The sequence below is a fragment of the Allorhizocola rhizosphaerae genome (genome assembly GCF_003426775.1).
Lineage (GTDB): Bacteria > Actinomycetota > Actinomycetes > Mycobacteriales > Micromonosporaceae > Allorhizocola > Allorhizocola rhizosphaerae.
In genome coordinates this window covers 1-20818 of the sequence record NZ_QJUG01000109.1, presented here as the reverse complement: position 1 = coordinate 20818, position 20818 = coordinate 1, and the positions used below count along the sequence as shown (strand labels likewise).

Genomic DNA, 20818 nt, shown 5'->3' with positions numbered 1-20818 from the left:
GTTCATGCCCATGTATTCCTCTCCCGGCATCTACGTCGAGGAGGTGCCCGGCGGCAGCAGACCGATCGAGGCCGTCGGTACCAGTACCGCGGGCTTCGTCGGCACGGCGCCGGACGCGAACGCGCGCCGCAACGAGGCGGTCGCCATCAACAGTTGGTCCGAGTTTCTGAAGATCTTTGTCGGGGAAAGTCAGGTGAGCACGCCGCTCTCGCGGGCCGTGTACGGCTTCTACGACAACGGCGGCGGGCGGTGTTACGTCGTGAACGTCCCGCCGGGAGAACCGTTGGCGGGCAAGGGCAAGGCGCGCAGCGGGCTGCGGTTGCTCGAAGCGATCGACGAGATCGCCATCGTGGCCGCGCCCGGGTACACCGATCCCGGGTCCTACGAAGACCTGTTGGCGCATTGCGAGCTGATGGGCGACCGGATGGCCATTTTGGACGGTCCGGAGTCGGTGGGCGATGTGGAGCGGCTCACGCGGGTCGGCTCGGCGCAGGCGCCCAAGGCCAAGAAGCCGGAGGGTGACGCGGCCTCGGCCCCAGCCGCAGAAGACAACGCCGGGCTCCGGCCGCGGCAGTCGGACTACGGCACGTTCTATGTGCCTTGGCTCGTGGTTCGGGATCCGCTGTCGGGTGACCTGGTGAACACGCCGCCGAGTGGGCACATGGCCGGGATCTGGGCGCGCACGGACACGCTGCGCGGCGTGCACAAGGCACCCGCGAACGAGCCCGTGCGCGGTGCGGTGGACCTGACCTACCGGGTCACGAAGGTCGAGCAGGATGTGCTCAACCCGGCCGGGGTCAACTGCATCCGGCACTTTCCCGCCGAGGGGATCCGGGTCTGGGGTGCCCGCACGCTGGCCGCGTCGGCGAGCGAATGGCGCTACCTCAACGTGCGCCGGCTGTTCAACATGCTCAAGGAGTCCATTGGGGACGGTACGCGCTGGATCGTGTTCGAACCCAACGACAACCTGTTGTGGAAGTCGATCCGGCGAGACGTGTCCGCGTTTTTGACCCGGGTGTGGCGGGATGGGGCCCTGCAGGGGCGCACGCCGCAGGAGGCGTTCTTCGTCAAGTGCGACGAGGAGACCAACCCGGCCGAGGTCCGCGACGCCGGCCAGGTCGTGACCCTCATCGGGGTCGCGCCGGTCAAGCCCGCCGAGTTCGTCATCTTCAAGATCAGCCAGTCGTCCGGCACCGACCAGGCAGGAGTCTGACATGCCCGAGATCACCGCGACCCCGGCCGCACAGCCCGGAAACCTGGTCGACCCGTACCGCGCGTACAACTTCAAACTGCTCATCAACAACGTGACCGAGGGCCACTTCACGGAGGTGAGCGGGCTCGGCGTGAAGGTGGAGAACATCGCCTACCGGGAGGCCGGCAACAACTCCGTCGTGCGGGCCATCCCCGGGCGAGTCACCTACCTGCCGGTGACCCTCCGGTTTGGACTGACCTCGTCGGTTGAACTGTGGGACTGGCTCATGACCGCAGTAGACGGCAAAGTCAGCCGCCGCAACGTATCCATCGTCATGCTCGACAGCTCCGGCGCGACCGAAGCCCTGCGCTGGAACCTCGTCAACGCGTGGCCGCAGGAGTGGTACGGCGCCCCACTCGACGCCCTCAGCCGCGAACTGGCCGTCGAGACACTCGTCCTTGCCCATGACGGAATCCAGCGGGAGACCAGCAATGTTGGCGTGGTTGCGGCGTAACCTGCCGGGCCGGGCCGAAAGCCGCACTGAGCCACCCCCCAGCCCGCCGGCCGCCTCCCCCGTTACCGGTCTGCAAGGGCCGACCCCCACGGGCGAGCCGGCGGGCACGCCGGGCGACGCGCACCCCAGCGCGTCGCCCGGCGCCACCGGGCCTGGCCCATCGGCCCACGACGCCGAGCCCGGGTGGCTAAAGCGCATGCTCGCAAGCCGTCAGCAGGAGGCGTCGGCTTCGGATGAGTCGTCGAGCGCGTGGGACGAGTTGGAGCCGGAGCAGTACGTTTCGCGGCGCTACAGCTCTGCACCGGCTTCTCGGAGCAGAGACGTAGCGCCCGATGACACCCTTCCCGATCACACCGCCACCAGGCCAAGCCCCCCGCTCGTCGGCGACCCGGAGTCTTCGGCAGCTTCTGGGCGGGCAGGGTCGATCCCGCCCATCCCGCCACAAGCCGCCCCGGCCACCACGCCGACCAGGCAAGCCGCTACGCCAAGCGAGCCAGCCCCCGTGCGGCTTGGGCAAACCGACCCGCGGAGCGGGCACGCCACCACGCGGGATGAGCGACTTGCCGGGCTACAGCCACAGCCGCTCCCGGGAATGCTCCCCTCGCGGGCGGAACCGTTGGCAGATCGAGCGCCGACGGAGTGCGGCGAACGCGTGCCATCTTCAGAGTCGCACGAGGCACCGCCTGCGGGACGTCTGTGGCAGGTACTACGCCGCCGCGCAGGCCAGGCCACGCAAAGCGTCGCCGACACCGGCCTGGAGGCGCGGTCCGCGGACGCCCGTGTCCCCGGCCTCGACGACGAGCACCGCGCCGACGCCCACTTCCCGGATCACGACCACGACGCGCCGCCAGCCAACGGCCGCTTCCCCGATCACGACCACGACGCGCCGCCCGTCGACCGTCGCTTCCCCGATCACGACCACGACCCGCGGCCGGTCGACCGTCGCTTCCCCGATCACGACCACGACCCGCGGCCCGTCGACCGTCGCTTCCCCGATCACGACCACGACCCGCGGCCCGTCGACCGTCTCTTCCCGGAATTGGACCAGCGGCCCGTAGACGGTCGCTTCCCCGATCTCGACGAGCGGTTCGCTGACGGTCGAGTGGACCAGGGCGGTCACGCCCAGCGCCGGTCGTCGGCTTGGGCCGGGCAACGCGACCGCTCGGTGACCGATGCACCCGAGCAGCGGGCCGGGCTCAAGCAACCCGCCGACGACCTGTCCCTGGCCGACGCGGTCACCGGCGCTCGAAAGGGCAGCCATCCCATCGAAACGACCACCCAATCGGTGAATCCGACACCCGAAAAGGCCTATCCCGCAACGAATCCCACCCAACCTTGGCCAAGCCTCATCGACACTGAACCGCCGGCAAGAGGCCGATGGCCGGAGCTCCTCGATGACGCGCGGCTGTGGACGGTACCAGAAAGAAAAAGCTTTGACCCCCAACGGATAGCGCGACTCGAACGCGAACAGGCAGGTACACAATGGAACGGATAGCGTTTCTCGTCGACGCGACCGGCGAGCGCGTCGATTGTCTCGTCAACCCCGAGACGCTGGTGGTGCGGCGGCTGGCCGGGGTGCGGCCGGCGGCGCTGCCGGGCGCGGTGCTCGGCTCGGGCGAGGACGACGAGCTGCTGTTCACCGGCGGCGGCCGCACCGAGCTGGTGATGGATCTGCTGTTCGACGTGGATCTGGTCGAGCCGGCGCACCGACCCGACGATGTTCGCACGCTGACCGGTCGCCTGTGGCGCCTGGCAGAAAACGGCGACGGCCGCCCGCCGCTCGTGCGCCTCGTGTGGGGCAAGGCCTGGAATCTGCCCGGCGTGGTCGTGAGCGTGGCCGAGCGCCTTGACGCCGTTGACGCCTCGGGCACGCCGCGCAGATCATGGCTGCGCCTGAAGCTTGTCCGCGTGCGCGACGAGGCCGAACCGACGAAGACTCGCACGACCGAAAGCGCCGTGCAGGCAACGGGAGGGGGAAGCGACGCGGGTGTCCGCTTCGATGTGCTCGCCGCCGAGGCTCTCGGCGATCCCACCCAATGGCGAGAGCTGGCCCACCACAACGATATCGCCAACCCGCTGGACGTCCGGCCCGGGGCAGTCTTGGCGGTGCCGTCATGAGGATGCCCACCATCGACGTGACGCTCAACGGCCGCCGCATCCCCGCGCGCATCCTGGCCCTGCGCGTGAGCGAAAAGCTTTCGCAACCGACACAAGCGCAGGTGACCATCTCGGGCGCGCCGGAAGGCAACGACTGGCCACTGGGCGCGAGCATGACCGTAACCGTAGCCGAGGCGGAGCTTTTCACCGGCGAAGTGACGGCCGTTGAGACAATTCATAACCCTGGCTCCGAGCGGGCGTGGATTCTGCGCGCCTATGATCGCCTGCACGGCCTCCGCAAGCGCCAGCAACCACGCGTATTCGAAGACGTGACGCTCGCCGACCTGGCCAAGCAACTCACCGGCGAAGACGTCGAATGCGCGCCTACCGGTCGCATTCCCAGACTCGTGCAACACCGCCAGACCGACTGGGATCTGCTGACCCAGACCGCCGCCCGCTGCGGGCGCTACATCGTCCTCACCGGACCGTCACCGCGCGTCATCGACCTCCGCCCGCAGGGCCAGCCCCTCCAACTGGGTCAAGACCTGTGGCAGCTGCGCGTCGAGGCCAACACCGACGGCCGGTTCGGCTCGGTCACCGCGATCGGCTGGGACTCGCAACGCGGCGAGTTCCTCACCGAGAACGCACACTCCGATCTGGACGGTGAACGCACGCTCGTGGACCAGTCCCCCGCCCTGCTGGCCGAGGCGGCCACCGCGGCCGTGAGCCGCGGCCGCATCCACCTGGAAGGCGTGGCCAACGGCAATCCGGCTCTTCGTCCCGGCCGTGCCGTCGGCGTGTCCACTGTGGACGGCGTCTACACGGTGACCAGTGCCGTACACACCATCGATGCCGACGGCTATCGCACCTGCTTCTCGACCGAACCTCCAACCCCGACAAGCCATGCCACCGGAGCCTCCATCACCCTGGGCCGGGTCACCTCCGTTCAAGGCGGAGATGGTCTGGTACGGGTGAGCCTGCCCGCTTATGGCGACATCGACGCTGGCTGGCTAGGTGTCCTGTGCCCCGGCGCGGGCCCGGGGAAGGGCATCGTGGCCCTGCCCGACCCGGGCGACCTGGTTCTCATCGCGCTCCCGCACGAGAATCCGGCCGAGGGCATCGTGCTCGGCGCGCTCTATGGCCCGGCCGACCCGCCCGACCACGGCGTCGTCGGCGACCGCGTCAAGCGCTGGACCATGCACAGCTCCAGCGGTCAGACCATCGTCATCGACGACGACCGCAAGACGCTCAAACTCTCCAATGCCGACGGCAGTGCGCTCGAACTCGCTCCGGACCTGGTCTCGCTCACCGCCAAAACCGACATGGTGATCGAGGCCCCGGGACACCATCTCAGCATTCGCGCCGCCAAAGTCGATTTCGAACACGCGGTACTGCCATGAAAATCATCATCACCACCGCGGACGTCCGCTGCGACCACGACGGCAATGTCCAGAACAACCCGTCGCAGCATTGGGTCGACGTGAGCGGCCACGCCATCCTCGTCGACAACGACCCCGAGGGGCGCGCGATCGCCCGCTGCCCCAACATAGGCGCCACCATGAAGCCCTGCACGAAGACCTTGCGCGTGTTCGAGGGCTACAGCACGTGGATCCGCATCGACGGCAGGGCGATCGTCATGGACACGCTGGACGGTCTGACCGACGGCACGGTCCCGGGCACTGTCCACTATCGAGTCCGCCATCCCGGCCAGTCCTATGTGGAGGTCGACCAGCCATGAGCGCGATCAGATTTGAACCCACGACCACGGCCACGGGACGCGTCGCCCTGGTGCACGGCGACGAGGCGATCCGCCAGGCCATCATGCTGCTGCTCGGCACGGTGCCGGGCGAGCGCCTGATGCGCCCGGACTACGGCTCCTATCTGCACCGGCTCCTGTTCGCCCCCAACGATCAGACCACCGCCGGCCTTGCCATCCATTACGTCAAGCAGGCGCTGCAGCGCTGGGAGCCGCGCGTCGAGATAGAGGAGATCGACGCCGATCCCGACCCTGAAGTGGTGTCCCGATTGAACATCCGGCTGCGCTATCGCGTGCGCCAGACCCTGACCGTCGCCGACCTCGAATACCCGATCCCCGTTGGAGAACCGTCATGACGATCCCCGTGCCTAATTTGGACGATAGGACCTTTGCCGACCTTGTCGCCGACGCCCGCGAACGCGTGCAGCGCTCGTGTCCGGAATGGAGCGACCTGTCCGTGCACGACCCCGGTGTGGCGCTCATCGAGGCGTTCGCCTACCTCACCGAGGTCATGCTCTATCGCCTCAATCGCCTGCCCGAGAAGGCCTATCTGGAGTTTCTCAACCTGCTCGGCATCGCGCGTCACCCTCCGGCGGCGGCCTGGGCGGAGCTGACGTTCAGCCGCACCACCACCGAGACCGCCGAGCGGGTCATCATCCCGGCAGGCACGAAGGTGACCGCGGCCCGCGGCTCCGACCCGCAACCGGTCGTGTTCACCACCACCGCACCCGCCGCGATCCCCGCCGGCGAGACCGAGACGCGCATCCGCGCCTATCACTGTGAGCTGATCGACGGCGAGCTGCTCGGCATGGGCACCGGCCTGCCCGGTCAGGTCGTGCGTACCGCGCACGCGCCGCTCGTCACGACCGGCGAGCCGCTCGAAATCATGCTCGGCGTCGAGACGTCCAACTCGGACGGTGAGGCACGCGAGCACCTGGGCAAGACGTTCGAGATCTGGCGCCGGGTCGAGACTTTCGCGGGCCTCAAGCCGACCGACCGGGCATACCTGCTCGACAGCGCCGCGGGTGTTGTCACGTTCGCCTACGAAACGAGCGTCATGCCGCAGGCCCATAGAGAAATCAGGATGTGGTACCGCATCGGCGGCGGCGCGGCGGGAAACGTCGCAGCCAACACGCTGACCGGCCTGCGCGAGCCGATCCCGGGCGTGCGCGTGACCAATGTGGACCCGGCGCGCGGCGGCCGCGACATCGAGCCCGTCGAGGCGGCCGCCCGGCGCGGACCGTACGAGCTGTTCACGTTGCACCGTGCCGTCACCGCGCGCGATTTCGAACTCCTCGCCACGGCCAACTCCCCCGCCGTGGCGAGGGCCAAGGCCTTCACCCGCGCGTCGATGTGGTCGTTCGCGCGGCCGGGCGAGGTGGAGGTCACCCTCGTGCCGTATGTGTCGGAACAGGCGCGGCCCGGCTGGCGCCTGCCCGTGGAGACGCTCACCGATCGCCAGCTGGAGGAAGTACGCCAGGCCGCGCAGTCCGATCTGGACAGCCGCCGGGCACTGGGCACCAGCGTGACCACGACGTGGGCGCGCTACAAGACGGTGTCCATTCGTGGGCGGGTCGTTGTCGGGCGTCAGGAGGATCTGGAGGCTGTGCGGCGGCGCATCCACGACCGGCTCTACCAGACGCTCAGCCCGCTGCCCGCGCCCGGCACGGTCGAGGGGTGGGCGTTCGGCGAGCCGCTGCGGGCGTCGAACGTGTACCGCATTCTCGAACAAGCCGAACCGGGCGTGCGTTACGTCGAGGATGTGCGGTTCGTGGTCGACGCGGCACCCGACTCCAGCGTGCGTTCCGTTGCGGCCGACCGGTATCAGGCCAACACGTGGTACTGCGCGGGCGGCGAGACCGTGTTCCGCTCCACCAACGGCGGGCAGGGCTGGGAGCTGATCGCGCGCTTCCCCGGTGAGACCGTGCGCCAGGTGGTGCCTTCGCCGGCCGCCGATCGGCCGGGCGTCGTCGCCCGGCCGGGTGTGGTCGCGGCCATCACCTATTCCGACGAGTCGGGGCACTCGTCGATCCATGTGTCGGAGAACCTTGGCGAGGCTTGGCGCAAGCTGGCCGAGCTGGAGGCGGTCGTGCTTGAGGCGGCCTGGATCGATCGCGAGGAGGCGGTGTCGCTCCTGCTCGCCACGGATGTCGGGCTCTATGAATTGTCGTTGAAGGCCGATTCGGTACCGCTGCAGATCATCGTCGATTCCAAAGACCCCGATCGCGGGTTCTATTCGGTCAAGGCGTTCGTGTCCGAGCGCGGTGTGTGGGGCGTCGCGTGCGCCTCGCAAGGGAACTACGGCGTCTACCTGTCGACCAACGGCGGCCGGCAGGGCACTTTCGTCCATGTCGGACTGTCCGGCAACGACACTCGCACACTGGCCGTCCAGATTGACGGGCCTGACACGGTGCTGTGGGCCGGCACGGGCATGTCCGACCCGAGCAAGCCGGGCAAGGGCTGCTTCCGGGCACGCCTGTTCGAGGCCGATCTGCGCTGGGAGCCGATGTCTGCCGGGTGGAGCGGTGGCACCTGCTGGTCCCTGGACTTCCTCGGCGGCACGGCGGTCGCCGCCAGCCAGTCGGCCGGAGTGCTCACCTTGGACACCGCCGCGCCCAGCCCGCAGTGGGAGACGCCATCGGTGAACTGCGGCCTGCCGCTGCGCGACCGCACGCGGTTCGAGCCGGTCCACTCGGTGGCGGTGTATGGGCGGGTGTTCGCGGGCGGGGCGCGCGGGATTCACCATCGCACGAGTCCCACCCAATGGAAGTCCGCCGCGAGCAAGGAGGTCGCCCAGCTGGTCACGATCCCGCCCACCTGGCTGCTCGTCTCCGGCGAGCACGACGTCGAGGTGGTGAGCGAGGATGCGGCGTGACCATATCGCGGGACTCCTGCCCGCGGCCTACCAGCGGGCGCTGCTCAAGCCGTCGAGCGTGTTGAACGCACTGCTCGAAGTGATGGAGGGCCTGCACGAGCGCAGCGAGCAGCAACTCGCGGCGGTCGAAGACCTGTTCCACCCGTACCGCTGTCCGGACCGGATGGTCGCGTTTCTCACGCACTGGGTGGCGGCCGACCATCTGGGCGCACGCCGCGACGTCGTCTCGCGCGGCGCGGCAGTGGCCCAGATCCGCGGCACCGCAGCGGGTTTGCGCGACGCGATCAGCGTCGCGACAGGACTGTCCGAAGTGGAAGTCGAGGAACCGGCCGACCGCCCGTTCCACCTCATCGTGCGCGTGCCCGCACACGCCGCCGAAACGGTCAAACACATCGTCGAGCTGGAGAAGCCGGCCGCGACAACCTTTGAGATGGGAGAACTGTAATGGCCACCGACACCAAGTGGGTGGTCACCACCGCGACGGAACGAGTCACGCTTGACTCCAGCCGCAGCGGTGAGGTGACCTTCACCGTAACGAACCAGTCCAACCGCAACGCGCGGGCCGTGTTCGACATCCGCACGGGCGAGGGCGTGGACGAGTCGTGGTTCGCGATTGACGATCCGCAGCGGCCGATCCGTCCCGCGGCGTCCGTGCCCTATCTGGTGCGCATCAACGTGCCGGCGGGGGTCGCGCCCGGGTCCTATGAGATCGCCGCCCGGGTGTGCCCGCCCGACACGCCGCCGGAGGAGAGCTTCGTGCTCAGCCGGCGCGTGATGATCGAGGTCCCGGCCCCGCCCGCGCCGCCGAAGAAGAAGTTCCCGTGGTGGATCGTTGTCGCCGCGGCACTGCTGGCGCTCGTCATCGGGGTCGTGACGTGGCTGGTGTGGCCGGGTGGTTCGCCCGAGCCGACGCCCACGCCCACCCCCGGGCCGACGACATCGGCCGCCCCTGTCGAATACGCGGTGGTGCCGAAGGTGGTCGGCCTCAGCCCCAAGGACGCCGTTGTCGCGCTGGAGAAGGAGGGCTTCACCGCGGGCACCGTGCGCTACCGATGGGACCGGGCGGCCAACGGCACAGTCGCCAAGCAGTGGATGCCGTGGTCAATTCAGGCACCGAAGGGAACACAGATAGACCTAGAGGTCAATGCCCCGGCGACCAAGCCGGTGATTTCCGTTCCGGCCAACGGCGCCACCATCCCGGCCAACACGATGCCACAGCTGACCTGGACCCAGACCGATTCGTGGGTGCGCAGATGGACGGTCTTCGTGTTGCCGGAATCGTGCACGAAGGTCAGCGGGAAGGACTCGTGCGCAGCGAACCTCTCCACCGCATATGTCGTCGAGGCCAAGCAGCACACGCTGCAGCTGCCCAAGCTGGACTACACGCCCGTCAACAATGTCTGGCACAACGGCTGGGTGCAGGTGCAGATCCAGGGCATGGACGACTTCGGCGGGCTGCACGAGATCGGCGTCGTCCGTTTCTACCTGGAGCACTGACATGATGCCGGTATTGACTCGGGGGCAGAAGCTCCTCGCGGTGGTGGCAGTGGTCATCATCGCTCTGTACGTCACGGGTGCGGCCACGCAGAACAGGTCCACCGCACCGGCTGACCCGTCCCAGCACGGGTTGGTGAAGGCGCTCGGCGGGTTGTTCGGTGGCCCGCCGCAGGCCCGGCTCGATGAGCTTGCCGCGCCCTGCCTCTCGGGCGACCGCCTGTCCATCAAGGACAGCTGCGTGCTCACCGTCGCGTCGTCCGATGAGGACATCCGTGAGGTCCGGCTCAAGCCAGATCGCGTCGTATCGCTCAAGACCCGTGCGCCGCGTGGCGACTCACCGGTCGAGGAGACCCTCGAAGGCGGGTCCACAGTGGACGTCGCGGTCGACGGCGACGGCGTCGAGATCAGGCTCGTCTGCAAGGAATGCACCGTGATCGTGGGAGGTGAGTGAGATGCTCGACCGGCTGCGCACCCCGTTCTTCTTCATCTTCCTGGTCGCGTTCGGCCTCGTGGTCCTCATCGAGGTCGGCGCCACGGCGGTCGTGCCCGAGGGTATGGCCATCAGCTACCTGGCGCTCATCGATGTCATCATGCTCGGCACGGCCGCGCTGATGGGCCTGAGCGTGCTGGCCTCCAAGCGGCTGCACGCCCGAGCGCAAGGCATCATCACGCTCGTCGGTGCGATCATCCTCATCCTCGCGGCGATCGTCTTGCTGGTGCTGGCCATCGCCCAGCTGATCCTGATGGTGACGCTGTTGCTGGCGGTCCCGTTCGGGACCATCGCCTACCTCATCATCTGGGGCGACTTCCCACGCGGCGACGCCTCGGTCGTGCTGTCGCTCATCATGTTCCTGAAGGTGGTCGGCCTGGCCTGCCTGGTCGCCGCCCAGCAACGCTTCCTGCAGAACAAGGGACTGGTGGCCATGGCCATCACCTCCCTGCTGGGCAATGTCGTGGCGGTCTTTTTACATGGTCTGGTACCAGGAATCCTCGTCAGCATCACGGACGACATCGCCGGAATCGTCTTCGCGATCGTCGCCATCGTGTGGGCCATCATCCTGCTGATCGGGTCCATCCCGGCCATCGTGCGCGCCCTCCAGCAAACCGCTCAGCGCACTTGACACCGCCGGCAAACGGCGGCGCGGTCAACGTGTGACCGCGCCGCCGGGAACCTTGACTTCACGTTGACCCGCCCTCCCTAGCGTCAGGAGTAACCGACCGATTAGGGGGAGCAATGAACATCACGCAACGACTCGCGTTCGCGGCCAGTGCCGCGGCCTTCATCCTCGTGCCGGCCACCGGGGCACACGCCGCAGCCCCCGACCGGCACTGCGTCATCAGCGTCATGCCAGGCGCCACCATGACGTGCTACTCGTCGTTCGCCACCGCCATCGCGAAGGCTACCGGAGGCCGAGTCGTCGACGCCCCAGCCGACCCCAAGGCCGCCTTGAACGACCAGGGGTTCGCCGTCAAACTCAACTCGCTTGGCGACGCCTCCAATAGCGCCACCACCGCAGCGACCACCGCGTCAAACGTTGTCATCAGCATCGAGTACTCCGATGACGACTACTACGGCTACACCTACACCATCAGCGCCCCCTGGGGCTGCGACGACGACATCAACGAGCCGGACTGGAAGCTCACCAGCATGGCGTCGGGCTGGAACGACGAAGTCGAGTCATTCAAATCCTACGCCGGCTGCGCCGCCATGCACTGGCTGCACATCGGTGCCAGCACCGAGTTCGGCCCGGGCGACAACGCGTATTACTACTACCGCAGCGGGTTCCCCGACTGGCTAAGCGACGAGATCAGCTCCATCTCGTGGTCTTGACCTTGACCGAGCCGACGAACACCACCGATCGCTGCCCCGTTCGCTTCACGCAAGCGAGCGGGGCCAATGCGCCGAACCGACCCCCGACGGCGGAATTGCACCACGGATTGCCTAACGCATGGACACGGGAGTCTTGCGGAAACGGCCGCCGTTGGCCAGATCCGCGGTCAGTTCATCGAGGATGCGCACGATCCGCAGGAACGAGTTGGCCTGCTGACCGGCCAGCAGGTCGATCAGCCAGCGGCCGGGGCCGACCGGCACCCGCGCCGTGATGGCTTGGCGCCGGGCGCTGTCGCCACCGCCCGGCTCGCCGATCGCGGCAACGACATCCGGCGGAGTGGCCGGGAGCATCCGCCGGTAGCGCATCCAGAATTCCGGCTTCGTCCTCGTCCCGCGGCGTCTTTGACGGCTACGCGGAGCCCAATGCGGCAACAGGCGAAAGACGCGCCGCACGCGTTGCGGGATAGACCCCCGCAAGTGTGCCGATGGCCATGCTCATCGCGACCGCCAGTGCGAGCGCCGAACCTGGCAGAGCAGGCGGCCAGCCGCGCAAGGCCGCATAGATGGCCGTGATAGCCGTGCCCGATGCCAGCCCGGCGAGCCCGCCCAGCACCGACAGCAGCCACGACTCAGCGACGAACTGGAGCCAGATCTGGCCCTTCGTGGCGCCGAGGGCCCGCCGCAGCCCGATCTCCGACCGTCGTTCCAGGACGGACACGACCATCGTGTTGGCCACGCCGAGGCCGCCGACGAGCAGTGCCACCGCGCCTAGCCCGAACAGCAGACCGCCGAACGCCGTGCCTGCCGCCCGCTGGGCCAGCAGGGCATCGGACGGGCGCGAAACCAGGACCTCGCTCGGGTCGGCCGGATTGGCGGTCGCGGCGAGCACCGAACGCACCGACTCCACGGCGTCGGGGTGGGCGCGCACGAACACCGTCGTCGGGTGCCCGTCGTAGTCCAGGAACCGTTGTGCCGCAGGCCAGCCCACGAGCGCGGCGGTGTCGAGCTCGGGTGCGAGCGGCACCGGTTCCAGCACACCGGCCAGGCTGAACCACTGCTCCCCCAACCAGACCCGCGTGCCGGGCAGCGCAACCCCCAGCCGCCGTGCCGCTCTGGCTCCCAGCACCACGGCGGGGAACTCCTCCGTCGCGGGCGTGAGCCACGACCCGACCCGCATCGACGCCCGCACGGTGTCGAGCACGTCGAGCCGCGCGGCCAGCACGGCGATCCCGCCCGACTGTCCTTTGGGGACATGTTCGTTGCGGTACACGGAAGCGGTGCGCACCCGGCCCACCGCCGACACAGACTGCACGGGCCCGACCCGGCGGATCATCGTCACGGATTCACCGGGCAGCACGGCCGCCTCGCCGAACAGCGTGGTGCCGGGGACCACGGTCAGCATGTTGGTGCCGAGCCGGTCGAGCGTGCGGTCCAGGTCGGCGCGGCTGGACGCGGAGATGCCGACCACCGACAGCATCGCCGCGATCCCGATCGCCACACCGAGCGCGGACAGGCTCACCCGCAGCGGCCGGGCACGCACGCCCGCAACGGCCAGCCGCACCACATCACCGACCGCCAACCGCGCCGGACGCAGGCTCATTCGGGCAGCCCGACGAGCATGCCCTCGGCCAGGCCCTCTCCGGGCACCTCGACCCGCCCGCCCGCCACAAGTCCGGTTTGGACCGTCACTATGCGACTGTCCGAACCGGACACGACCTCCAGCCCGTATCCGCCCTCCGCGACTGCCAGCAGCGCGGTGACCGGGACAGTCAGCACACCCTCCCGGCGCTGTGCCACGCGGCTGACCTCCACCGGCGTGCGTTCCAGCGCGCCCACCCTCGCCTGATCGCGCGGCGCGATGGTCACCGCAACGGTTGCGCCCGCTTCACCGGTACCATCCAAATCGCCTACCGCGGTGACGATCCCCTCCACCTCGCCGCCGTCTGGCAGCCGGATCGTCACCGCGGAGTCTTTGACCGCCCACGCGAGCTCGTCGGCGCGGGCGTCCACGGTCACCACCTTGGTGGTTGCCGTGTAAGTGAACATCTGTCCGGTCGCGGCCGCACCGACCCGAGTCTTGCGCTCCGCCACGCGGATCGGACCGTCCACATAGGCCACCCAGGTCGCGTCGGCCACACCGGTCTCCGCCAGGCCGAGGTCGCGCTGCCACCGCTTCACGGCCCGCTCGGTCGCGGCGTTGAACCCTCGATCGACGGCGAAGTCATTGTGGCCCAAAGCCTTCAGGTTGCCCTCCAGCTGCGTGACATCGTTGCCCTCCACGCCGACGCCCAGCGGCCGGTACATCGGCAGCGGACCATACAGCGCGACCACCGGGCGGTCGTCGGCCCGCAGCAGCTGCTCCCCGCGCGATATGACGGCGCCCGCGGGCGGCAGCCAGGTCACCGTGCCGATCGCCTTGGATTCAAACACCTGGCGGGTACCAAATCCGAGCCGCCCCGGCAAGACCGTCTCCAGGGTGAGCGTCTCGCGCAGAACCCTAGCCGTCGCGGCGGGCACACGGACCGGCGGCACAGCAGGAGTCCACTGCCGGGCGAGCACGAACTGCATGCCCGCGGCAGTGGCCAGCGCGGTCCCGCCGACAGCCCCCATCACCACAGCCCGACGATTGAGCCCCATCAATGGCTCCCTCCGCTTCACTCCGCGGCGCATGCCCCCTGATTCGCTCAGGCAAGCCCTCGCCACCATGGCGTCCCTCCGCTCCACTACGCGCCGCATGCCCCCCGATTCGCTCAGGCAAGCCCTCACTCATGCATTGGCCCCATCGGACTCGGCGTGCGGCAGCCGGTTGCGGCAATGCTCATCGGCGGTGGCCAGCTTGGGGTCGCGCTTGAGCCGGTCGCCGAGCTCGGTGGTCAGCTGTGGGCGCCCGGTCTCGGGATCGGGGTCGGGGTAGTAGGGCACGCCGTTGTCACGCATGCACTTGGCGTAGGCCCGCGCCTTCTCGATGTCGTCCACCGACGGGCGCGGCGGGACCCCGCCGCCGGTCAGATAGCCACGGCACCGCTGCATCGCTGCCTCACTTCGCTCTGCCTCCGGCCCCACGGAGGGCGGAACGCGTCGCTCGGTGCCCGGCGCCGGGAGCTCGGCGCCCTGCTCGCGCATGCAGTTGAGAAACTGCCGCCGGCGTTCGTCCTCGTCGGCCGCTTGTGCGGGAAGGGCATCGCCGCTTGCGACTTCCGGCACGCGGGCGGGCGAGGCGCAACCCATTGCCGCGGCGAGCGCCGCCGCCAGGACAAGGTGACGCACTCGCATGTCAATCACCTCCGGTCGGGGAGAACCTTCGTTGAGCCGCCACCCTGCGGGCTGTGATGAACAGGACTCGCGTTTGCCCTAGAGATCGAGGAAATCACATAAGCGATAAAGAGGGCATCAAGGTCAACGCTTACCGGCTCTTTATCGTGCTCAGGGCATCATGGGTGGCATGCGTGTCCTGGTGGTGGAGGACGAGAAGCTGCTCGCGCATACGATCACGGAGGGGCTACGGCAGGAGTCGTTGGCGGTCGACGTCGTCCACGACGGACAGGCGGCGCTGGATCGGCTCAACGTCAATGCGTACGACGTGGTGGTCCTCGACCGCGACCTTCCGGTGGTCCACGGCGATGAGGTGTGCCGACGGGTGTTGGAGTCAGGACGCGACACCCGCGTGCTCATGCTCACCGCCGCCGGGACGGTCGACGATCGGGTGGCCGGGCTGAGCCTGGGCGCCGACGACTACCTGCCCAAGCCCTTCGCCTTCACCGAATTGCTTGCTCGCATCAGGGCGCTGGGACGCCGCGCCCGACCCGCGTCGCCGCCGGTCTTGAAGCGCGCGGGGATCTCGCTAGATACAGGGCGGCGCGAGGTCTTCCGCGACGGACGATACATCTCCTTGTCCCGCAAGGAGTTCGCCGTGCTCGAAGAGCTGCTTCGGGCCGGCGGCGACGTGGTAACCATGGAGGAGCTGCTGGAACGGGCCTGGGACGAAAACATCGACCCGTTCACCAACGTCGCCCGGGTCACGGTGATGACCCTGCGACGCAAGCTGGGCGAACCACCGGTGATCCTCACCGCGCCCGGCTCCGGCTATCAGATCAAGTGAGGCGCGCCGCCGGGCGGGCCATACTGGGGCGATGAGGCCACCGATGTGGGTTGTGCGTGCCCGGCTCACCCTGCTGTACGGGGCGCTGTTCCTGATCGGTGGCGCGTTCCTGCTCGGCGTCACGCTGGCCCTGGTGCACCAGCGGCTGCAGGAGCTCCCGCCCAGCAAATCGGCCGTCACGCCGCTGCCCGGTGCGGGCAACGGGGCCAACCTGCCCGCGTCAAAGGGACCACCGGGGGCCAACGTGGCGCCGTCGGCGATCAGCGTGCCGATCACCGCGACGCCCGCCATGGCCGACCCACCGGTCAACGCCAAACCCTTTGGTACGGCGGCCGCGCCCGCGCTGTCCACGGCCGACGAGGCCATCGTGCGCAAGTTCCAGTCGGACCTGCACGCCGCGACGATCGAGGCACTGATCACCCGTGGTGCGATCGCACTCGGCGGGTTCGCGATCGTGGGCGCGGCGGTCGGCTGGGCCATGGCCGGGCGGACGCTGCGCCCGATCGAGGACGCCTACGACAGCCAGCGCCGATTCGTCGCCAATGCGTCGCACGAGCTGAAGACGCCGCTGGCGATCAGCCGGGGCCTGCTGGAGATGGCGCTGCGGCGGCGTGATCCCCCGGCCGAGGTGCGCGAGCTGAGCGAGAGCCTGCTTGAGGTCAACCATCGGCAGGAGCGGCTCATCGACGGGCTGCTCATCCTGGCCCGCTCGGAACAGGCCGGGCTGCGGCGCGTGCCGCTGGACCTCGCCCAGATCACCGAGACCGTCATCGAGGAGACGCCCGCCGACGGGCTGACGGTGCGCAGCGCGCTGTCGGCCGCGCCCATGCATGGCGACCCGGTGCTGCTCGAACGCATGGTACAAAATCTGCTGGAAAATGCGATCAAATACAACCAGCCAGGCGGTTCGGTACGGGTCACGTGCACCCGCAACCGGCTGACCGTCACCAACACCGGGCCGGTCGTGGCGCGCGAGCAGCTGCCCGCGCTGTTCGAGCCGTTCCAGCGGCTGCACCTCGGTCCCGACTCGCCCGAGGGCAACGGGCTGGGTCTGTCCATTGTGCGCTCGGTGGCGCACGCTCATCGCGGCAACGTCACGGCCGTCCCGAACCCAGACGGCGGGCTCACTGTGACCGTTGACTTCCGCAGCAGCTGATCAGACACCCAATTGGTGCGCGACGGCCAGTTGGCCGGAGTGGGCGCGGCGCACGGCGGCGAGTTCGGCGCGATGGCGGGCGATCATCACGCGCTGCCAGCGGGCCTCCACGTCCGACCAGGCGCGGACGAGGCCGGTACGTTCCTTGCACTCGATGTCGGCCAGCGCGGTGGTGATCTCCCGTGCCGAGACTGGCCCGCGAAACGCCGGGTCGCCCGCTGCCGCCAGCGGATCGGGGTAGCGGTGTCCCTTGGCGTCCATGCATCGCGACCACTTCGCCCACGCCGCCCGCACACGATCGTCCGCTTTGGACTCGCGGTGGCTCTCCATGTCGAGGCGTTGCGCGACGTACATGTCTCGTGCCGCGGGCGCGTGGGTGTGCAGGCGGCGCCGCGCGTCGGCGTAGCAGCCGCCCTCGGGCACGGCCTGCCCACGGATCACCCGGGGGCCACGGCCCGACATGACCGCCAGCAGATCGAGGTCCTGCGCCGACCCATCCCGCGCGGCGGCCGGCGCTGCGCCGGGCAGGCGATAGCCGAACTCGTGGGCGTGGCGCGCGTTGGTCAGGCCATATCTGCGCTCGTTGCGCCCGACCATCGCCGCGTCGGGCGGGGGCGCGGGCTCGGGCACGATCAAACCGAATGGTGCCAGGCACTGGGCGAGCAGCAGGCGGTGCGCCCGCGCCACCCGGCCCGCCTCGGCGGGGCTCAGCCGGTACTGGTCAAGGGGTAGAAAAAGGGGTTTGGCGGGCTCGACGGCCGGAACATATGCGGCGGCGAGCACGAGCACCAAGACCATCCACAGTGGACGCATCAGAATTCCTTCGGCGGAAGCGTGTTGACCATGAAGCTAGTGCCGCGACACGCCGTCGAACATGGACTCAAGTTCATGATCGACGGCGCGAAGCGAAGCGATGGCGAGGGGCAACAGGGGTGGGGGTCAGTAGAAGTAGAAGCCTTCGACGTTGTTGCGGAAGGTGGGGCTGAGGTTGCCGCCCGTGCCCGGTGCGACGTCTCCCCATGTGCCGGTGCAGTTGGCGCCGGTCCATAGCCGGGCGGTGTGGACGAGGTCGTAGTTCCAGTCCGACTCGGCGTTGTTGGCCACGGTCTGGCCCTGTCCCCCTCCGGGGGTGATGTAGGTGTCGTCGGACAGGTTGCAGTCCTGGATGAACAGGTCGATGAGGCTTCCGCCGAAGTCTTGGAAGTACCAGAGGCAGAGGTCGCCGAATCCGTTGTTGTACTGGTGGCAGATGCCGTCCTCCGAGCCCATGATGCCGGTGCGTGCCGCCGGCTGCGGGACCTTCGTGGCCTCCGGAACCGTCACGGTGATCGTCGAGCTGTCGTTGGCATCCGTGCCGCCGCCCGTGGGTGCGGCCGCGGCGGGCGCGGCCAGCGCAAGCCAGCCGGCCAGCGCGCACAAGGCACCAGTCGTTGCTGTGATGGGGGTTTTGCGCATGTACGTCTCCTTTCTCGTTGTGCCGATGGGTTTTCCGGCAACGATTAGCGATCCTGCGGCAATCGGGCGGCACGCAAGCGGGAAAGCGGACGCTGTTGGATATCGCTGGATGTGGTCGGACAACGCCAGGCGACGGGCGATGAGCGACGGGCGGCCGGGACGGACAGGGCGGTGCGACACGCGGTCGCCAATTGTTTATGCCTTCCTTTCCGGAAGATGTCGCCAACCGCGCTGTAAGACTTATAGCTATAGATGCGTCAATCGATTTTGAACTTGGGAGGTGGCACAGCGAACATGGATAGCCTTGCGGATCTGGCGAAAGTGCTCAGGCAGCTGCGCAGGCGCGAAGCGAGGCAGCGCAGGGGTTCGCAGCTGACCTACCGGGAGATCTCCGCCAAGACCGGCTGGTCGCGCGGGATCATCGGGGAGTATTTCGCGGGCAAGGTGCTGCCGCCGACCGACCGGTTCGACGTGCTGATCAACCTGCTCGGCGCGACACCCGCCGAACAGCGACAGCTGGCGACGGCTCGCGACCGGATAGAGGAGGGCCGCCGGGGCACCACTCCGGCCGATCCGGGTGGAGCCGCCCGGGGGCTGCTGAAGGCGCTGAGCAGCAAGTCACCGCGGCCGCACTACGCCGGCGAGCCGCCGTCCGCGCTCACCTCGCGATACGTGGCGCTGAGCGGCCCGGCGGCACGCGTGTTCCGGCTGCTGTCTGTCCATCCTGGACCGGACGCCACCATCGAGGCGCTGGCCAGCCTCACCGGTGTGCCCGTGCCGCACCTCGCGCCAGCGCTCACCGAACTGATCGACGCGCATTTGGCCGTGGTGTCGCGGCCGGGGCACTACGCGCTGCCGATCTCGGCCCGGCCGTATGCCGCCGCGCTGCTGGACCAGACCGACGGCACGGCGGTGTCGCGGGCCGCGCGCCGCCGCATGCTCGGGCACTACCTGCACCGGAGCAGGCAGGAGGCCCTGGGCTGGATCGCCGACGAATACCCCGTGCTGCTGGCGGTCATGCGGGAGGCCGCCGATCACGGGCACACCAGCTGTGCTTGGCACCTGGCGACCGCGCTGGCGGTGTTCGTATCGGTGGAGTAGAAAGTTCGGATGAATCGCACCGCACCCGTCATCGCAGTCCTCGCCGCCAAGGCCGTCTCCGATGTCGGGTTCGCGCTCGACTTCGTCTGCCTGACCATCTTCGTGTGGGTGCGCACCGAGTCTGTGGTCGCCGTGAGCTGGGTGGGCCTGATGCTCTACGCGGGTGGCGTGGTCGGCGGGCGGCTCGGTCATCGTTACGCCGCGCGCTGGGACCGCCGGCGCGTCATGGTGATCGCCGATCTGGTCCGGATGGGTGCGCTGCTCGTGCTGGCCGCGCTGCCCACGACGCTCCAAGTTGGATGGTTGTTCGCGGCCGTGCTCGTGATCGGCGCCGGGCGGGCCGTGTTTGAGGCGACGTTCGCCGCGGCCACTCCCGCCCTGGCGGGCGAGCGCACCCAGCTGGTCAACAGCCTGGCCTCCGGCTTGAAGGGCATCGCGCTGGTCGCGGGCATGGGCCTGGCCACGGTGGCCGTGCCGCTGGTCGGCTTCCGCGGCGTGTTCGCCCTGGATGCCGCCACCTACGCGCTGTCGGCGGTCATGCTCCTGCTGTTGCCACTGCGCCTGTCCGAGAGCCGCTCGTCCACTGTGGACGATGAGCGGGCCCGCCCGTCGATCCGGGCCGCGATGCTCGCCGCCGGCGTGGTCGGGCTGATGGCGGTGCGCGGGCTGGACGCGTTCGGCAGCTCGTCGCATCACGTGGGGCTGCCGTTGCTCGGCGCCGAACACGACCCGGCCAACCCGGCGGGCGTGACCGGCGCGCTGTGGATGGTGTGGGCGGCCGGCACGACGCTGGGCAGCTTCGCCGTGCGCCCGCTGCTCGCGCCGCTCATCGCGCGCTCGCCCACGGTGGTGTTCTATGGGGCGACCGCGGTGATGTCGGCCGGGTTCATCGGCATCTTCTGGCTCGGCCCGTGGTGGGCGATGCTCGCGGCGGCCGGGATCGCGGGGGTGGGCGATGCGCTGAGCGAGATCACGTTCCGGCAGACCGTGCAGCGCCTGCCCGACGAGCAGCGCGGCGCGGCGTTCGGGCTGGCGCAGATCGTCATCAACGCCGGGTTCATCGCGGGCCTTTTCACCACGAGCCTGGCCCTCACGCCCGCTCGGGTCGACGGTTGGGTGCTGGCCCTGCACGGCATCCCGCTGCTGGCCGCGCTGGCAGTGGGAGCCGCCGCCGCCCGCGCTCCCGCAGCCGCCACAGCGGCAGGCCGCCCGGCATGAGCCCGCGGCCGCGGAGGGCAGCCGGCG

General features: G+C 69.1%; 23 protein-coding genes. 16 read left to right on the top strand and 7 right to left on the bottom strand.

Annotated features, from left to right (window positions below; genetic code table 11):
- Positions 1 to 4: 4 nt before the first annotated feature.
- Positions 5 to 1213, top strand: coding sequence for a phage tail sheath family protein (locus DM816_RS23120; RefSeq protein WP_117212440.1), 1209 nt, complete (start codon positions 5 to 7; stop codon positions 1211 to 1213).
- A 1-nt stretch (position 1214) separates the two neighbouring features.
- Positions 1215 to 1706, top strand: a complete 492-nt coding sequence (locus tag DM816_RS23115) for a phage tail protein (RefSeq protein WP_117212439.1) — start codon at positions 1215 to 1217, stop codon at positions 1704 to 1706.
- A gap of 706 nt (positions 1707 to 2412) precedes the next feature.
- On the opposite strand, the gene DM816_RS23110 is transcribed toward DM816_RS23115, so the two are convergent.
- Positions 2413 to 2967 (bottom strand): hypothetical protein, encoded by a 555-nt coding sequence (locus tag DM816_RS23110; protein WP_117212438.1) that lies wholly within the window; start codon positions 2965 to 2967, stop codon positions 2413 to 2415.
- A 221-nt stretch (positions 2968 to 3188) separates the two neighbouring features.
- Between DM816_RS23110 and DM816_RS23105 the strand changes: the two genes are divergently transcribed.
- From DM816_RS23105 to DM816_RS23060, 10 genes are all read left to right on the top strand, one after another.
- Positions 3189 to 3824, top strand: a complete 636-nt coding sequence (locus DM816_RS23105) for a CIS tube protein (protein WP_117212437.1) — start codon at positions 3189 to 3191, stop codon at positions 3822 to 3824.
- Positions 3821 to 5203: a phage baseplate assembly protein V gene (locus DM816_RS23100; protein ID WP_162907736.1), complete on the top strand. Its 1383-nt coding sequence runs from the start codon at positions 3821 to 3823 to the stop codon at positions 5201 to 5203. Before DM816_RS23105 ends, DM816_RS23100 begins: the two co-directional genes overlap by 4 nt.
- Positions 5200 to 5541 (top strand): hypothetical protein, encoded by a 342-nt coding sequence (locus DM816_RS23095; protein WP_117212435.1) that lies wholly within the window; start codon positions 5200 to 5202, stop codon positions 5539 to 5541. Before DM816_RS23100 ends, DM816_RS23095 begins: the two co-directional genes overlap by 4 nt.
- Positions 5538 to 5915 (top strand): GPW/gp25 family protein, encoded by a 378-nt coding sequence (locus DM816_RS23090; protein ID WP_117212434.1) that lies wholly within the window; start codon positions 5538 to 5540, stop codon positions 5913 to 5915. Before DM816_RS23095 ends, DM816_RS23090 begins: the two co-directional genes overlap by 4 nt.
- Complete coding sequence (locus DM816_RS23085; RefSeq protein ID WP_117212433.1) at positions 5912 to 8434, top strand: putative baseplate assembly protein; 2523 nt, start codon at positions 5912 to 5914, stop codon at positions 8432 to 8434. Before DM816_RS23090 ends, DM816_RS23085 begins: the two co-directional genes overlap by 4 nt.
- Positions 8424 to 8879, top strand: a complete 456-nt coding sequence (locus tag DM816_RS23080; RefSeq protein WP_117212432.1) for a phage tail protein — start codon at positions 8424 to 8426, stop codon at positions 8877 to 8879. The genes DM816_RS23085 and DM816_RS23080 overlap by 11 nt, the downstream gene beginning before the upstream one ends.
- Positions 8879 to 9931, top strand: coding sequence for a PASTA domain-containing protein (locus DM816_RS23075; protein WP_117212431.1), 1053 nt, complete (start codon positions 8879 to 8881; stop codon positions 9929 to 9931). Before DM816_RS23080 ends, DM816_RS23075 begins: the two co-directional genes overlap by 1 nt.
- A 13-nt stretch (positions 9932 to 9944) precedes the next feature.
- The gene (locus tag DM816_RS23070) at positions 9945 to 10382 is read left to right on the top strand and encodes a hypothetical protein (RefSeq protein ID WP_162907735.1); all 438 of its coding nucleotides are present in this window, start codon (positions 9945 to 9947) and stop codon (positions 10380 to 10382) included.
- Between the two features lies 1 nt (position 10383).
- The gene (locus DM816_RS23065; RefSeq protein ID WP_117212429.1) at positions 10384 to 11052 is read left to right on the top strand and encodes a hypothetical protein; all 669 of its coding nucleotides are present in this window, start codon (positions 10384 to 10386) and stop codon (positions 11050 to 11052) included.
- A gap of 113 nt (positions 11053 to 11165) precedes the next feature.
- Entirely contained in the window at positions 11166 to 11762 is a 597-nt protein-coding gene (locus DM816_RS23060) for a hypothetical protein (RefSeq protein WP_117212428.1), read from the top strand.
- A 111-nt stretch (positions 11763 to 11873) separates the two neighbouring features.
- Here the strand turns inward: DM816_RS23060 and DM816_RS23055 are convergent, their stop codons facing one another.
- The 4 genes from DM816_RS23055 to DM816_RS23040 form a co-directional block, all read right to left on the bottom strand.
- Positions 11874 to 12128 (bottom strand): hypothetical protein, encoded by a 255-nt coding sequence (locus DM816_RS23055; protein ID WP_117212427.1) that lies wholly within the window; start codon positions 12126 to 12128, stop codon positions 11874 to 11876.
- Positions 12129 to 12171: 43 nt separating this feature from the next.
- Positions 12172 to 13362, bottom strand: a complete 1191-nt coding sequence (locus DM816_RS23050; RefSeq protein WP_117212426.1) for an ABC transporter permease — start codon at positions 13360 to 13362, stop codon at positions 12172 to 12174.
- Positions 13359 to 14399, bottom strand: coding sequence for a peptidoglycan-binding domain-containing protein (locus DM816_RS23045; protein WP_162907733.1), 1041 nt, complete (start codon positions 14397 to 14399; stop codon positions 13359 to 13361). The genes DM816_RS23050 and DM816_RS23045 overlap by 4 nt, the downstream gene beginning before the upstream one ends.
- Positions 14400 to 14528: 129 nt before the next feature.
- The gene (locus DM816_RS23040) at positions 14529 to 15035 is read right to left on the bottom strand and encodes a hypothetical protein (protein WP_162907732.1); all 507 of its coding nucleotides are present in this window, start codon (positions 15033 to 15035) and stop codon (positions 14529 to 14531) included.
- A gap of 169 nt (positions 15036 to 15204) precedes the next feature.
- Between DM816_RS23040 and DM816_RS23035 the strand changes: the two genes are divergently transcribed.
- Positions 15205 to 15861 (top strand): response regulator transcription factor, encoded by a 657-nt coding sequence (locus DM816_RS23035; protein ID WP_117212447.1) that lies wholly within the window; start codon positions 15205 to 15207, stop codon positions 15859 to 15861.
- A gap of 31 nt (positions 15862 to 15892) precedes the next feature.
- A complete protein-coding gene (locus DM816_RS23030; protein WP_117212423.1) occupies positions 15893 to 17017 on the top strand; it encodes a sensor histidine kinase in 1125 nt (374 codons plus the stop codon).
- Here DM816_RS23030 and DM816_RS23025 read toward each other — a convergent pair whose 3' ends face one another.
- On the bottom strand, positions 17018 to 17830 hold the full coding sequence (locus DM816_RS23025) for a hypothetical protein (protein WP_117212422.1): 813 nt from the start codon (positions 17828 to 17830) through the stop codon (positions 17018 to 17020).
- A 126-nt stretch (positions 17831 to 17956) separates the two neighbouring features.
- Complete coding sequence (locus tag DM816_RS23020) at positions 17957 to 18472, bottom strand: peptidase inhibitor family I36 protein (RefSeq protein ID WP_117212421.1); 516 nt, start codon at positions 18470 to 18472, stop codon at positions 17957 to 17959.
- Positions 18473 to 18766: 294 nt separating this feature from the next.
- Between DM816_RS23020 and DM816_RS23015 the strand changes: the two genes are divergently transcribed.
- Both DM816_RS23015 and DM816_RS23010 read left to right on the top strand, forming a co-directional pair.
- The gene (locus DM816_RS23015) at positions 18767 to 19573 is read left to right on the top strand and encodes a helix-turn-helix domain-containing protein (protein ID WP_162907731.1); all 807 of its coding nucleotides are present in this window, start codon (positions 18767 to 18769) and stop codon (positions 19571 to 19573) included.
- A gap of 9 nt (positions 19574 to 19582) precedes the next feature.
- Positions 19583 to 20791 (top strand): MFS transporter, encoded by a 1209-nt coding sequence (locus tag DM816_RS23010; protein ID WP_117212419.1) that lies wholly within the window; start codon positions 19583 to 19585, stop codon positions 20789 to 20791.
- The last annotated feature ends 27 nt before the right edge of the window (positions 20792 to 20818 follow it).

Bases quoted from the DNA above. Each gene is read 5' to 3' on its own strand.
- DM816_RS23120 (WP_117212440.1), top strand. From the start codon at position 5: ATGCCCATGTATTCCTCTCCCGGCATCTACGTCGAGGAGGTGCCCGGC.
- DM816_RS23115 (WP_117212439.1), top strand. From the start codon at position 1,215: ATGCCCGAGATCACCGCGACCCCGGCCGCACAGCCCGGAAACCTGGTC.
- DM816_RS23110 (WP_117212438.1), bottom strand. From the start codon at position 2,967: ATGGCTGCCCTTTCGAGCGCCGGTGACCGCGTCGGCCAGGGACAGGTC.
- DM816_RS23105 (WP_117212437.1), top strand. From the start codon at position 3,189: ATGGAACGGATAGCGTTTCTCGTCGACGCGACCGGCGAGCGCGTCGAT.
- DM816_RS23100 (WP_162907736.1), top strand. From the start codon at position 3,821: ATGAGGATGCCCACCATCGACGTGACGCTCAACGGCCGCCGCATCCCC.
- DM816_RS23095 (WP_117212435.1), top strand. From the start codon at position 5,200: ATGAAAATCATCATCACCACCGCGGACGTCCGCTGCGACCACGACGGC.
- DM816_RS23090 (WP_117212434.1), top strand. From the start codon at position 5,538: ATGAGCGCGATCAGATTTGAACCCACGACCACGGCCACGGGACGCGTC.
- DM816_RS23085 (WP_117212433.1), top strand. From the start codon at position 5,912: ATGACGATCCCCGTGCCTAATTTGGACGATAGGACCTTTGCCGACCTT.
- DM816_RS23080 (WP_117212432.1), top strand. From the start codon at position 8,424: ATGCGGCGTGACCATATCGCGGGACTCCTGCCCGCGGCCTACCAGCGG.
- DM816_RS23075 (WP_117212431.1), top strand. From the start codon at position 8,879: ATGGCCACCGACACCAAGTGGGTGGTCACCACCGCGACGGAACGAGTC.
- DM816_RS23065 (WP_117212429.1), top strand. From the start codon at position 10,384: ATGCTCGACCGGCTGCGCACCCCGTTCTTCTTCATCTTCCTGGTCGCG.
- DM816_RS23060 (WP_117212428.1), top strand. From the start codon at position 11,166: ATGAACATCACGCAACGACTCGCGTTCGCGGCCAGTGCCGCGGCCTTC.
- DM816_RS23055 (WP_117212427.1), bottom strand. From the start codon at position 12,128: ATGCGCTACCGGCGGATGCTCCCGGCCACTCCGCCGGATGTCGTTGCC.
- DM816_RS23050 (WP_117212426.1), bottom strand. From the start codon at position 13,362: ATGAGCCTGCGTCCGGCGCGGTTGGCGGTCGGTGATGTGGTGCGGCTG.
- DM816_RS23045 (WP_162907733.1), bottom strand. From the start codon at position 14,399: ATGGGGCTCAATCGTCGGGCTGTGGTGATGGGGGCTGTCGGCGGGACC.
- DM816_RS23040 (WP_162907732.1), bottom strand. From the start codon at position 15,035: ATGCGAGTGCGTCACCTTGTCCTGGCGGCGGCGCTCGCCGCGGCAATG.
- DM816_RS23035 (WP_117212447.1), top strand. From the start codon at position 15,205: ATGCGTGTCCTGGTGGTGGAGGACGAGAAGCTGCTCGCGCATACGATC.
- DM816_RS23030 (WP_117212423.1), top strand. From the start codon at position 15,893: ATGAGGCCACCGATGTGGGTTGTGCGTGCCCGGCTCACCCTGCTGTAC.
- DM816_RS23025 (WP_117212422.1), bottom strand. From the start codon at position 17,830: ATGCGTCCACTGTGGATGGTCTTGGTGCTCGTGCTCGCCGCCGCATAT.
- DM816_RS23020 (WP_117212421.1), bottom strand. From the start codon at position 18,472: ATGCGCAAAACCCCCATCACAGCAACGACTGGTGCCTTGTGCGCGCTG.
- DM816_RS23015 (WP_162907731.1), top strand. From the start codon at position 18,767: ATGGATAGCCTTGCGGATCTGGCGAAAGTGCTCAGGCAGCTGCGCAGG.
- DM816_RS23010 (WP_117212419.1), top strand. From the start codon at position 19,583: ATGAATCGCACCGCACCCGTCATCGCAGTCCTCGCCGCCAAGGCCGTC.